The organism is Pseudomonas sp. GW821-FHT11D10 (assembly GCF_058808435.1).
Genome location: NZ_JBXARR010000009.1, coordinates 148,825 through 160,861, shown reverse-complemented (window position 1 = coordinate 160,861; position 12,037 = coordinate 148,825). Strand labels below are relative to the sequence as shown.

Annotated in this window: 11 protein-coding genes; 7 read left to right on the top strand and 4 right to left on the bottom strand. The window is 63.1% G+C overall.

Annotation, left to right across the window (positions count from 1 at the left end):
- Positions 1-73 precede the first annotated feature (73 nt).
- Positions 74-970 (top strand): glycine betaine ABC transporter substrate-binding protein, encoded by an 897-nt coding sequence (locus tag AC1RT4_RS23780; protein ID WP_085604684.1) that lies wholly within the window; start codon positions 74-76, stop codon positions 968-970.
- A 51-nt stretch (positions 971-1,021) separates the two neighbouring features.
- On the opposite strand, the gene AC1RT4_RS23775 is transcribed toward AC1RT4_RS23780, so the two are convergent.
- Positions 1,022-2,365 carry a 2-hydroxycarboxylate transporter family protein gene (locus AC1RT4_RS23775; protein WP_493088291.1) on the bottom strand — a complete coding sequence of 448 codons (1,344 nt, stop codon included), beginning with the start codon at positions 2,363-2,365 and terminating at the stop codon, positions 1,022-1,024.
- 131 nt (positions 2,366-2,496) lie between these two features.
- Between AC1RT4_RS23775 and AC1RT4_RS23770 the strand changes: the two genes are divergently transcribed.
- On the top strand, positions 2,497-3,414 hold the full coding sequence (locus AC1RT4_RS23770; RefSeq protein ID WP_273896848.1) for a LysR substrate-binding domain-containing protein: 918 nt from the start codon (positions 2,497-2,499) through the stop codon (positions 3,412-3,414).
- Positions 3,415-3,452: 38 nt separating this feature from the next.
- On the opposite strand, the gene leuD is transcribed toward AC1RT4_RS23770, so the two are convergent.
- From leuD to AC1RT4_RS23755, 3 genes are all read right to left on the bottom strand, one after another.
- Positions 3,453-4,061, bottom strand: a complete 609-nt coding sequence (leuD, locus tag AC1RT4_RS23765) for a 3-isopropylmalate dehydratase small subunit (RefSeq protein ID WP_011333782.1) — start codon at positions 4,059-4,061, stop codon at positions 3,453-3,455.
- Positions 4,062-4,064: 3 nt separating this feature from the next.
- Positions 4,065-5,486: a 3-isopropylmalate dehydratase large subunit gene (gene leuC, locus AC1RT4_RS23760; RefSeq protein WP_493088288.1), complete on the bottom strand. Its 1,422-nt coding sequence runs from the start codon at positions 5,484-5,486 to the stop codon at positions 4,065-4,067.
- 116 nt (positions 5,487-5,602) lie between these two features.
- Positions 5,603-6,532, bottom strand: a complete 930-nt coding sequence (locus AC1RT4_RS23755) for a LysR substrate-binding domain-containing protein (RefSeq protein WP_493088286.1) — start codon at positions 6,530-6,532, stop codon at positions 5,603-5,605.
- Between the two features lie 150 nt (positions 6,533-6,682).
- On the opposite strand from AC1RT4_RS23755, the gene AC1RT4_RS23750 reads away from it, so the two are divergent.
- The 5 genes from AC1RT4_RS23750 (at position 6,683) to AC1RT4_RS23730 (ending at position 11,998) form a co-directional block, all read left to right on the top strand.
- Positions 6,683-7,606: a LysR family transcriptional regulator gene (locus AC1RT4_RS23750; protein ID WP_493088284.1), complete on the top strand. Its 924-nt coding sequence runs from the start codon at positions 6,683-6,685 to the stop codon at positions 7,604-7,606.
- Positions 7,607-7,721: 115 nt separating this feature from the next.
- Entirely contained in the window at positions 7,722-9,251 is a 1,530-nt protein-coding gene (locus tag AC1RT4_RS23745; protein WP_493088282.1) for a GMC family oxidoreductase, read from the top strand.
- A gap of 19 nt (positions 9,252-9,270) precedes the next feature.
- Complete coding sequence (locus AC1RT4_RS23740) at positions 9,271-10,728, top strand: aldehyde dehydrogenase family protein (RefSeq protein ID WP_493088280.1); 1,458 nt, start codon at positions 9,271-9,273, stop codon at positions 10,726-10,728.
- A gap of 5 nt (positions 10,729-10,733) precedes the next feature.
- Positions 10,734-11,771: a catalase family peroxidase gene (locus AC1RT4_RS23735; RefSeq protein ID WP_493088278.1), complete on the top strand. Its 1,038-nt coding sequence runs from the start codon at positions 10,734-10,736 to the stop codon at positions 11,769-11,771.
- Positions 11,768-11,998: a putative antibiotic biosynthesis monooxygenase gene (locus AC1RT4_RS23730; protein WP_432219425.1), complete on the top strand. Its 231-nt coding sequence runs from the start codon at positions 11,768-11,770 to the stop codon at positions 11,996-11,998. Before AC1RT4_RS23735 ends, AC1RT4_RS23730 begins: the two co-directional genes overlap by 4 nt.
- Positions 11,999-12,037 lie beyond the last annotated feature (39 nt).

Below are 12,037 nucleotides of genomic sequence, written 5' to 3'. Positions count from 1 at the left end.
CCAGACGCCTCAACCGCAAGGCCGTCCAGATTGAGACATACCTGCCGATCCCACCTCCCCAGGAAGACGCTTGATGAACGCTCATTCGCCTTATCGAAATACGCTTTTCGCTCTGATTCTGGCCACGCTCGCTGCACAGGCCCAGGCCGCCGAACCTGCCCCCGTGCGCATTGGCTGGGTCAACTGGTCGGACACCGAAATCACCGTCAAACTCGCCAGCGCCGCGCTCCAGGATCACCTCAAACAACCGGTGAAACTGGTGATGGCCGATATCGGCATTCAGTTCCAGGCCCTGGCCAACGGCAACATCGACCTGATCCCGATGGTCTGGCTGCCGAGTACCCACAAGGCGTTCTACGACAAATACAAGGATCGCCTCGAAGACCTCGGCGTGCTGTACGAAGGGCGGATCGGCATGGCCGTCCCGACCTCGGTGCCGATCAGTGAAGTGGCCAGTGTCGAGGATCTGAACAAGCCGCAAGTGAAGGAAAAACTCGAAGGCAAGATCCTCACCTCGGAGGTGGGCAACGGCCAGTACAAGCTCACGGTCAAGGCGATCGAGGAATACAGGCTTGATGGCTACAAACTGGTGGCGTCTTCGGAAAGCGGCATGCTCAATGAACTGGATCGCAACCTGAAACGGGACAAATGGTCACTGGTCAATGCCTGGAGCCCGCACTGGATGTTCTCCAAATGGTCGCTGCGCTATCTGGATGATCCGAAGCAGATTTTCGGTGGCGCCGAGCAGATCCATGCGATGGCTCGCAAGGGGTTCAGTCAGGAATACCCGCAGGTGGCGTACTTTTTCGCCCACTACTCGATCCCGCAGGCAGATCTGGAAAGCTTGATGATGCAGGCTCGCCAGACCTCATCGGATCAGGCGGTCGCGGCCTATTACGCGGCCAACAAATCGCGGTTCGAGGCGATGTTTGAACCGGGCACGCAAACCGCCAGCAATCGACAACCCTGATCACGGCGCCGGGGTTCCGACAAGCGCCAGACCCCGGCATTCATCCAGCATTCAGGCGACCAAACCCAGCAACAGCGTCGCCAGAATCACCGTCGAGGCGCCGCCGATCCGGGTGGAAATCTGCGCAAAGGGCATCAGTGACATCCGGTTCGACGCCGACAGGATCGCGACGTCGCCGGTGCCGCCCAGACCGCTGTGGCAGCAAGTCACGATGGCCGATTCGATGGGGTACATCTTCATCAGGTTGCCAATGAAAAAACCGGCGACGGTCATCGACACCACCACGCTGAGGCACACCAGCACATAGCCGATAGAGAACACCTTCACCACGCTGTCGAGCGGCACGTACAGCATGCCCAGGCCAATCATGACCGGCCAGATGAAGGCGGCCGACACCAGTTTGTAGAAAGACTGCGCGCCTTTTTCCAGTTTCTCCGGTAGCACGCGCACGTATTTGAACAGCACCGCCGCGAGAATCATCATCACCGGCCCCGGAATCCCGACGACCTTTTCCAGCAGGCCACCGAGCACGAAGAACGCACAGATGACCAGCACGCCAGCGCCCATGAGTCGCAGGTCGATGGCGGTGGCGGTGGCGGACTCATCCTTGACCTTGAATTTATCGTTTTCGGCTTTCGCCCGGATCAGCGCCCCTTCACCGTTGATGGCTGGGCGTTTCAGTGCCAGTCGTGCCAGGTAACCGGCGCAGATGATCGCTGCAATGTTGCCGACCACGGCCGCCGGGACCAGTTGCGCGACATAGATGTCCGGCGTGCCGCCAAGGATCGCCGAATAGGCCAGGGACAGCGGCAGGATGCCTTCGCCGATGCCGCCGCCAATGATCGGCACGATGATGAAAAAGAACGTGTGGTAGACGCTGTAGCCGGCAAGCTTGCCGACGATCAGCCCGCTCGCGACGGCGGCCAGAGTGCCGGCCAGCAAGGGGATGAACATGCGGATCATGCCCTGGACCAGAATGAACCGGCTCATGCCCAGGATGCTGCCGACCACCAGGCTGGCGATCACGAAGTACAGGAAGTTGGCTTCCTTCATCAGCATTTTGGTCGCGTCGATCGTCGGCGCGCCGAAGAAGCCGTAGAACACCAGCACCGACGGCAACATCAGGCACAGGATGGCGCCGCCACCGATTTCCCGCAGGATCGGCAGACGCGAGCCCATCTGGCCGAAGAACACACCCATGGTCATGATCACGGCCAGTCCGCCGATCATGTTCTTCGGCAGAAAACCGAGGTGGGCCGACAGAAACACGATCACGGCGATGCCGAGGAAGATCGGCAGCGGGATCACGCCGATCTCATAGGTGCGCAGGCGCTGGATGAAGCCGCCGGCGCGTGGGCCGTCGACGTTCAGGGATTGCTCAAGGGAGTCGCTCATGACGCATGTCCTCATGTTTGTTTTTATCGAGGATGGACGGGAAACCACGGTGCACCGGGCTCGGGTGGCGAGGCGGTGATTCGATGGTATCCTTCGCAAAATGCGTGATAAACAGCGGAAGCATGCGGCCTATGAACACGAATCGTGACCAATTTCCCTTGCCCGAAGACCTCAAGGTGTTCCTCACCGTCATCCGCAAGAACAGCTTTGCCAGCGCCGCTGACGAGTTGGGCTTCTCACCGGCCTACGTCAGCAAACGCATCTCGGTGCTGGAAACCACGCTGGCGACCAAGCTGCTGCACCGCACCACCCGGCGCATCGCGCTGACCGACGACGGCGAGCGGGTGCGGATCTGGGCGGAGAAGCTGCTCGGGGATTTCGATCAGTTTCTCGGCGAGATTTCCCAGGCCCGGCACCAGCCGGCGGGGTCGCTGCACATTTGCAGCAGCTTCGGTTTCGGCCGCAATCATGTGGCGCCGGCGATCAGCCAGCTGTCCCGGTCGTGCCCGAAACTCGATATCCGGCTGGACGTGTTCGACCGGGTGGTCGATCTGGTGGGCGAGGGCTTCGATCTGGAGATCCTCGTCGGCGATGACCTGCCGGGCCAGCATCTGGCGCGCAAACTGGTGAGCAACCGGCGCGTGCTGTGCGCCACGCCGGAATACCTTGAACGCCGGGGCACGCCGCAATCCCTCGAAGACCTGAAAGACCATGATTGTCTGGTGCTCAAGGAGCGCAACAACGCGTTCGGTATCTGGACCCTGAGCAAGGACGGACAGGAAGAAACGGTGCGAGTGAATGGCCCGTTGTCCTCCAACAGCGGCGAGATCGTGCTGGAGTGGGCCTTGAGCGGCGGCGGAATCCTGTTGCGCTCGATGTGGGACGTCAAACCGATGCTCGAGCAGGGCAGGCTGGTGCAGGTGCTGGACGGCTACACCCAGAGCGCCAACGTCTGGGCGGTCTATCCGACCCGGCTCAGCGAGTCGGCGAAATTGCGGGTGTGTGTGGAGTTTCTGGAAGAGTACTTCCGCGATTTGTCCGTGGAATGAAAACGGGCGGTTCAATGAACCGCCCGTTTTTTTTGCCATCAACCCAGCCAGGGATTGTCCGCCAGATGCCGCGCTTCAAAGGCGCGGATCTGCTCGGTGCGTTGCAGCGTGGTGCCGATGGCGTCCAGTCCCAGCAGCAACGACTGTTTGCGCAACTGATCGATCTCGAACTCGATCAGCGTGCCGTCTGCCAGCTCGAGGGTCTGCTGCGCCAGGTTCACGCTGATCCGTGCGGTCGCCGGAACGCTGATCGCCTCGGCCACACGCTTGAACTGCGCGTCGTCCAGTTGAATCGCCAACACGCCATTGCGCTGGCAGTTGTCGTAGAAAATCCCGGCGAACGTGGTGCCGATCAAGGCTCGAATCCCCACTTGCTTCAAGCCCCACACCGCGTGCTCGCGGCTGGAACCGCAACCGAAGTTGGGGCCGGTCACCAGAAACGCCGCGTCCTGCCAGGCCGGCTGGTTGAGCACGAATTCAGGGTTGGGTTCGCCGGAGGCGAGAAAGCGCAGATCGAAGAACAGCCCGCGATCCAGCCCCTGGCGATCGATGCCCTTGAGAAACTGTTTGGGCATGATCACGTCGGTGTCGATGTTGGACGCGAGAAACGGCGCGGCGCTGCCGCTGACAGTGTCGAAAGGTTGCATGGTTCAAGCCTCCAGCGCGACGGTGCGCACGTCAGTCAAATGGCCGGTGATGGCGGCGGCTGCGACCATCGCCGGGCTCATCAGGTGGGTGCGCGCACCGGCGCCCTGACGGCCTTCGAAGTTGCGATTGGTGCTGGACGCACAGCGATCACCCGGCGCGAGCACGTCGTCGTTCATCGCCAGGCACATCGAGCAGCCCGATTGCCGCCATTCGAAACCGGCGTCGAGAAAAATCTGCGCCAGCCCTTCGTCCTCGGCCTGATTGCGCACCAGCGTCGAGCCGGGAACGATCATCGCCCGCACATGGGCCGCCACACGCTTGCCACGCACCACGCGAGCGACATCGCGCAAATCTTCGATCCGCGCATTGGTGCAGGAACCGATGAAGGCATGGCTGATCGTCACTTCGTTCAGCGGCATGCCGGGTGTCAGGCCCATGTAATCGAGGGCGCGCTGCAGTCCTTGACGCAGGATTGGATCGGGCTGGGCGGCCGGGTCCGGCACGTGCCCTTTGATCGGCGCGGCCTGATCGGGGCTGGTGCCCCAGGTCACCATCGGCTCCAGCGCGGCGACATCGAGGATGACTTCGCGATCGAACACCGCGCCCTCGTCGCTGTGCAGGGTTTTCCAGCGCTCGACGGCTTGCTCCCAGACCTTGCCCTTGGGCGCACGCGGCTTGCGTTGCAGGTAGGCGAATACCTTGTCGTCCGGTGCCATGAAGGCACCCCGGGCACCGGCCTCGACGGCCATGTTGCAGATGGTCATGCGCGCTTCGACGCTGAGGGCGCTGATGGCCGGGCCGGTGAACTCGATGGCGTAACCGGTGGCGCCGGACGCGCCGATCCTTTCGATCAGCGCCATGATGATGTCCTTCGAGGTGACGCCTGCGCCCAGTTCGCCGTTGACCGTCACTCGCAGGGTTTTCAGGCGCTTGTAGACCAGCGTCTGGGTTGCCAGCAGGTGCTCGATTTCCGAAGTACCGATACCAAAGCCGAACGCGCCCAGTGCGCCGTAAGTGGTGGTGTGGCTGTCACCGGCCGCGACCACCATGCCCGGCAAAATGAAACCCTGTTCCGGCGCCACGACGTGTTCGATGCCCTGGCGTTTATCCAGCACATCGAACAGCTCGATGCCGAAGTCGCGGCAGTTTTCTTCGAAGTACGACACCTGCCGCGCGCCCCCGGCGTCGGGCATGGTCGCGATGCGTTTCGGTGCGGTGGGGTTCACATGATCGACCACCGCCAGCGTCGCCGCAGGCCGCCATACCGCGCGCCCGGCATCACGCAGGCCGCTGAAGGCTTGCGGGCTGGTGTATTCGTTGGCGACCTGGCGGTCGATGTAAAGCAGCACGTGGCCCTGATCGTCGAGGGTGCAGACGGTGTGACTGTCGATGTGCTTCTGGTACAGCGTTCTCGGGCTGGGCATGGCTTGCGCTCTTTTCTGTCCGGGGCAAAAACAACATGAGGACAGAATATTGATCGCAGAAATGCCATCAAGAGCGCTTTGGTGAAGCGGTTGAACACGAACTGTGAGTAATAGCCTCAGGCCTTTGTGCGCATTCCGCGCAGCGGATCGTCCAGCAACTCGAACTGCTCGGCCATGAAATCGATCAGCATCCGCAGCGATGGCAGCATGCCCTGACGGCTGGCGAACACTGCGTAGATCATCTCCGTGCGCGGCGCCCATTCCGGCAGCACCACCGCCAATTGGCCGCGCTCGATGAAGTCATGCACCAGCGACATTGGCATCTGCGCAACGCCCACGCTGTCGATGGCCGCGCAGCGCAGCATCGGCAGGCCTTTGGTGATCAATTGCGGGCGATGCTGCAGGGTGAATTCGGAGCCGTCCTGATGGAACAACGTCCAGCTGTAAACCTGCTGCGGGCTGCCGTGGTGAGCGCTGGGGAAGCGCGACAGGTCTTCCGGTTCGCTCGGTTCACCCAGCCGGCTCAAGAGTGCAGGGCTGGCGACCAGGCATTGCGGTCGCTGCGACAACACCCGGCTGACCAGCTCGGAATCCTGCAAGGGCGGCGGCCGCACCCGCAACGCCAGATCGACGCCTTCGGCCACCACGTCGACCTGCCGGTCGCTGGCCTCCAGATGCACCTCGACACGCGGGTGCATGGCCATGAATCGCGTGATGATCCCGCCGACGCATTCTTCCAGCAGCGTCGTCGGGCAGGTCACGCGCAACACGCCGCCCGGCTCGGCGCGGGTCATGGCAATCGCGGCTTCGGCAGCCTCGGCCTGTTTCAGCATCGCCCGGCAATGGTCGTAGTAGGTCTGGCCCAACTCCGTCACCGAAAAGTGCCGGGTGTTGCGGATGATCAGCCGCACGCCCAGACGCTCCTCAAGCAAGGCAATGCGCCGGCTCAGGTTCGACTTGGGAATCCCCAGCGCCCGCGCCGTCGGCGCAAAGCCGCCGTGGTCCACCACCATCACGAAATACTGCAGGTCATTGAGGTCTAGCACGGGGCGGGATTCGCTGGAAAAGGGACGCCAACTATACAAGCCCGATTGTCCATTGTGTGGGAAGCAGCGGCCCGTTTTCGGTACTGGTGGCCGAAGCCGGGCGAGCCGTAGATTGCGCCGTCTGAACCTTGCACACACTGGATGTAGAACTTGAACAAGCTTTGCGAGATGCAATCGTTCGTCATGGTGGTCGACACCGGCAGTATCACCGAGGCAGCCCGGCAACTGGGCACCGCCAAATCCATGGTCAGCCAGCGGATTGCGCAACTGGAAAAACGCCTCGGCAGCATCGTCCTCGAACGTGGGCGGCAGGCGCGGCTGACCGAGGCCGGGGAAGTGTTTTATCGTTATTGCGTGCGGATTCTGTCGGAGGTCGAGGAGGCCGAAGACGCGGTGCTGGCCTTTCAATCGAGCCTGCGCGGCAGTCTGCGGCTGGCAGCGCCGATGGCGTTCAGCATTCGTTACCTGACGCCGATCCTGTCGTCGTTCGCGGTGCGCTATCCCGAGTTGCGGCTGGACATCGAATTCGACGACCGCCACGTCAACCTGCACGAAGAACGTTACGACGCGGCGATCCGTATCGGCGAGTTGCCGGACTCCTCGCTGGTGGCGAAAACCATCACCGCCAATCGCCACATCATCTGCGCCAGTCCCGATTACCTGGCCGCCCATGGCACACCGCAAACCCCGCAGGAACTGTCCGAGCATTTCGCCATGCTCTACGTGAACCGCGAACCCCACGGCATGTGGACGTTGCCGGTGAACAATGGGCTGGAATCGTTTCGGGTGCGCTGCCGGATGCGCACCAATAACGGCCATCAACTGATGGAAGCGGCGAAGGCCGGCATGGGGCTGGCGATCCTGCCGACGTTTCTGGCGGCGCAAGCTATCGTGGACGGTGAACTTCAAGAGGTGCTGGCGCCTTACGCGCCCCGGGGCGGGAATATTTCGGCGGTGTACCGGCGCTCTCAGCGGGCCTCGCCCAAGTTGCAGGCGTTGACCGATTTTCTCTGCGAACAGATCGGCAGTCCGCCGGTGTGGGAGCAATTGCTCGCGGCCCATTCGTCGGGTTAATCCGTTCGGGAAAAGCGAAACCGCGATTCGTTTTTTCCCGGCTTATGAGCCCTCGAACCCTTCAATAAGCTCTTCCTCAACAGGCGCGCTTTGACGCCTGACAGGGAAGAAACCGATGAACGATACCCTTGTAAATTCTGCCCGGCGTGCCCCGGTCGATGTGATCGTGGTCGGCGGCGGTTCCGCCGGCGCGGTGCTGGCCCGTCGCTTGAGTGAAAACGTCCGGCGCCAGGTGCTGTTGCTGGAGGCGGGCCAGAGTTTTGCCCCGGGCGAGTATCCCGAAATCGTCGCCAGCAGCGACGTGGTCGGTGCCAATGGCAATCGCCAGTTCGAGTGGGGTTACACCTCTCGGCCAGGCTACGTCGAACACGCGATCGGCGCGCTGCGCGGCAAAGTGCTGGGCGGCAGTTCGGCCATCAACGGCGCGGTGGCGATTCGCGCCCGAGCCACGGACTTCCAGCGCTGGAATCTGCCGGGCTGGAGCTACGAAGAGTTGCTGCCCTCATTCAAGAAACTGGAAAACCACAGCGGCGGCGCCAGCGCATTGCATGGCCACGACGGGCCGCTGCCGGTGCGTCAGCTCGGCAGCGCCGACGTCACGCCGATGCAGAAAGCCTTCATCTACGCCACGGTCGCCAACGGTTACCGGATGATCGACGACTTCGACGGCGCGAATGCCAACGGCGTCGGCCCGTACCCGATGAACATCGTCGACGGCGTGCGGGTCAACACCGGCATGGCCTACCTCACGGATGAGGTGCGCGCCCGCGATAACTTGCAGATTCGCGCCGACAGCCTGGTGGACAAGGTGCTGTTCGACGGCAAACGTGCGGTGGGTGTGCAACTGGCGAATGGCGAGCAATTACGCGCCAACGAAGTGATTCTTTCGGCCGGTAGTTACGGCAGCGCGGCGATCCTGCTGCGTTCAGGCATCGGCCCTGGCGACGATCTGCGCGCACTGGACATTGAGCCGGTCGCCGAATTGCCGGTCGGGCAACACCTGGCGGATCACCCGTTCTACTACAACGCCTACGCCGCCAAACCTGACTTGATCGGCCGCCAGTCACCGGCCATCGGCGCCAAGCTCTGGACCCACAGCCGCAGCGCCGAACACGGCGATCTGGACATTCACATCACCGCGACCCACCTGTTTCCTCACGATCAGAGCCCGACCCAGGTCGGCTTCGTGCTCGCGGTGGCGCTGACCCGGCCGCTGTCCCGGGGCAAGGTTACGCTGGCCAGTCGCGATCCTTTAGTGGCGCCGAATATCGATCTGAACTTCCTCGCCGAGCCGATGGATCGCCAGCGTCTGCTGGACGGTATTCGTCTGGCGCGGCGGATCGGGGCGACGGCGCCGCTCAAGGGTCTGATTCATTCGGAGCTGAATCCGGGGCAGGGCAACGATTCCGACGACGCCTTGCTGGCCAGCGTCAAGGCCACGCTCGACACCTATCACCACCCGACCTCGACCGCGCCGATGGGCCGGCCGGGAGATGCGCATGCGGTGGTCGACCTCGAAGCCCGAGTGATCGGCGTGCAGGGCCTGCGGGTGGTCGACGCCTCGATCTTCCCGGACGTGCCGTCGGTTGCCACCAACCTCACCGTGATCGCCACCGCCGAAAAAATCGCCGGTCTCTACGCCTGAATCCAAGGAAGTTTTCGCCATGAACAACACCAAGGTTTTGAACTGGATCGACGGCCTGTGGCTGGATTCCGGTGACTACAAAGATTCCATCGACCCGGCGACTTATGAGCTGATCGGTCGCTACGCCGAAGGCGGGCTGGCCGAAGCGCAGCAAGGCATCGACGCCGCGCAGCGGGCCTTCACGCACACCCCATGGAAAGAAGACAGCCAGCTGCGTGCGCAGGTGCTGCTGGAACTGGCGGACGTCTTTGAGCTCAACGCCGCCGAGCTGATCGACACCCTGGCGCTGGAGAACGGCAAGATCCGTCCCGAGGCCGCATTCGAAGTCGGCATGGTGCCGTCCAAATTGCGCTATTACGCCGCGCTGGCCCGCACCGAATATGGCCGCGCCGCGCAACCCCGGCCGGGCAAGATCTCTCTGGTGATCCGTCAGGCCGTCGGTGTCGCGGGCATCATCGTGCCGTGGAATTCGCCGGTGGTGCTGATGATCCGCTCGCTGGCGCCGGCCCTGGCCGCCGGTTGCACCACGGTGATCAAGATGCCGGGGCAGACCGCGCAGACCAACGCGCTGGTGGCGCGGATCATGAGTGAAGCGCCGTCGCTGCCGCGCGGCGTGATCAACCTGTTCAGCGAGCAGGGCGCGGCCGGTTCGATCCATCTGGTGGAGTCGCCGAAGGTGCCGGTCATCAGCTTCACCGGCAGCACCGGCACCGGTCGGGCGATCTCGGCGGCGGGGGCGCAACACCTCAAGCGCTTCGGTCTGGAACTGGGTGGCAAGACGCCGATGCTGGTGTTCAACGACGCTGACCTCGACGCCGTGGTGCCGACGCTGGTCAAGGCGCTCACGGTGTTTTCGGGGCAGTTCTGCATGACCGGTTCGCGCCTGCTGGTGCAGCGCGACATCGCCCACGTGTTGACTGAACGCCTGGCCGCTCGACTTGAAGCGGTGCGGGTCGGGCCGGCGGCGGATCCGGCCAGCGACATGGGGCCACTGATCGACAAGGCCAACGTGCAGCGGGTCAATCAGGTGGTGGAAGAGGCGATTGCTGCCGGTGCGCAAGTCATCGTGCGGGGTGGGCCGGTGACTGACGGGCCGCTGGCCAAAGGCGCGTTCTATCGGCCGACACTGCTGCGGGTCAGCGATCCGGAGATGGCCATCGTCCAGCGCGAAACCTTCGGCCCGGTGCTGACCCTGCAGGTATTCGACAGCGAAGCCGAAGCCATCGAGCTGGCCAACAACAGCGAATTCGGTCTGGCGGCCAGTGTCTGGACCCGCGACATCGACCGCTCGCTGCGGGTCGCCCGTGAACTGGAAGCCGGCACGGTGTGGGTCAATGACTGGGCGGTGGTCTACGACGAGTTCGAGGAGGGCGGCTTCAAACAGTCGGGGCAGGGGCGTCTGAACGGCGTGGCGGCGATGGATGATTTTGTCGAGTACAAACACATCGCGCTCAATCCCGGTCGGCGTCAGGAATGACCCCGATGCGATTATCCCGACCGTGGATCGTCGCGTTGCTGGCGGGGGCGCTGAGCGCGTCCCCGGCCTATGCAGCGGGCGAACAACCGCTGACTTTCACAAGGACTGATCCGGTGTCACAGGACAAACTCTACGACGCGCTGCTGGATGCGCTTTACGCCACGTTCGGCAAGCATCCGGGCTTTCGCGCGACCCACGCCAAAGGTCTGTTGGTGAACGGGACTTTCACGGCTTCACCGTCGGCGGCGAGTCTCAGCCGTGCAGCCCATTTGCAGGGGAAACCGGTGCCGGTGGTGCTGCGGTTCTCCAACTTCAGTGGCGTGCCGGCCACGGTGGACGGCGATCCGCTGGCCAGTCCGCGCGGGCTTGCTGTGCGTTTCAAACTGCCGAACGGCGAGTTCACCGACATTGTCGGCCACTCGTTCGACGGTTTTCCGGTGGCCACGCCCCTGGAGTTTCTCGGCTTCCTGAAAGGCATCGCTGCAACGGTCGCCACACCGCCGGATCCGCAGCCGTTGCAGGCTTTTCTGGCAGAGCATCCGAGGGCCAGACACTTTCTGGAAACGCCGAAACCGGCGCCGTCTAGCTATACCAGCATCGAATACTTCGGCGTGAATTCGCTGGTTTTCAGTAACCGGGAAAATCAGGAACAGGTCGTTCGCTATCGCATCGAACCGTTGACCGGCCAATCGCTTATCAACGACCAGCAAGCCGCCCGCATGCCAGCCCATTATTTGCAGGATGAACTGACGGCACGACTGGCGAAGGGCCCCGCGCAGATGCGTTTGATCGCGCAACTGGCAGCGCCGGGCGACGTGGTCGAAGACGGCTCGATCCCATGGCCAAGAAACCGCCGCGAAGTCGAGCTGGGCCTCTTCACCCTCGATTCGCTGGTGCCCGCCGAAGATCAGCAAACCGCCCAGCAACGCCTCGACTTCAGCCCCGGCCGATTGCTCGACGGCATCGCCCTGAGCCGCGACCCGATGACCCTGGCCCGCGACCGCATCTACCAGCGCGCCGTGCTGCGGCGCCAGCAACCATGACCACCGAGGCCGGCGCCCGCTGGAAGCAATGGCTGGTGTCATGGCTGGTGGTGTGGCCGCTGTCGGTGTCCATGCCGTGGGCACTGGCGGCGCTGCTGGAACTGGCGGACCTGCGATTGCCGGGGTGGTTGTTCAAGATGCTGGTGGCCGGGTTGATCTCGTTCAACATGGTGTATTGGCTGATGCCGCAGAGTTCGCGGTTGATGGCGCGGTGGCTGGTACGGTGATATTGGCGCTCGCCCTTTTTGCTGAGTGAAGGAGGAGGG

Coding starts and splice junctions, on each gene's coding strand:
- AC1RT4_RS23780 (WP_085604684.1), top strand. CDS start 74: ATGAACGCTCATTCGCCTTATCGAAATACGCTTTTCGCTCTGATTCTG.
- AC1RT4_RS23775 (WP_493088291.1), bottom strand. CDS start 2,365: ATGAGCGACTCCCTTGAGCAATCCCTGAACGTCGACGGCCCACGCGCC.
- AC1RT4_RS23770 (WP_273896848.1), top strand. CDS start 2,497: ATGAACACGAATCGTGACCAATTTCCCTTGCCCGAAGACCTCAAGGTG.
- leuD (WP_011333782.1), bottom strand. CDS start 4,061: ATGCAACCTTTCGACACTGTCAGCGGCAGCGCCGCGCCGTTTCTCGCG.
- leuC (WP_493088288.1), bottom strand. CDS start 5,486: ATGCCCAGCCCGAGAACGCTGTACCAGAAGCACATCGACAGTCACACC.
- AC1RT4_RS23745 (WP_493088282.1), top strand. CDS start 7,722: ATGAACGATACCCTTGTAAATTCTGCCCGGCGTGCCCCGGTCGATGTG.
- AC1RT4_RS23740 (WP_493088280.1), top strand. CDS start 9,271: ATGAACAACACCAAGGTTTTGAACTGGATCGACGGCCTGTGGCTGGAT.
- AC1RT4_RS23735 (WP_493088278.1), top strand. CDS start 10,734: ATGCGATTATCCCGACCGTGGATCGTCGCGTTGCTGGCGGGGGCGCTG.
- AC1RT4_RS23730 (WP_432219425.1), top strand. CDS start 11,768: ATGACCACCGAGGCCGGCGCCCGCTGGAAGCAATGGCTGGTGTCATGG.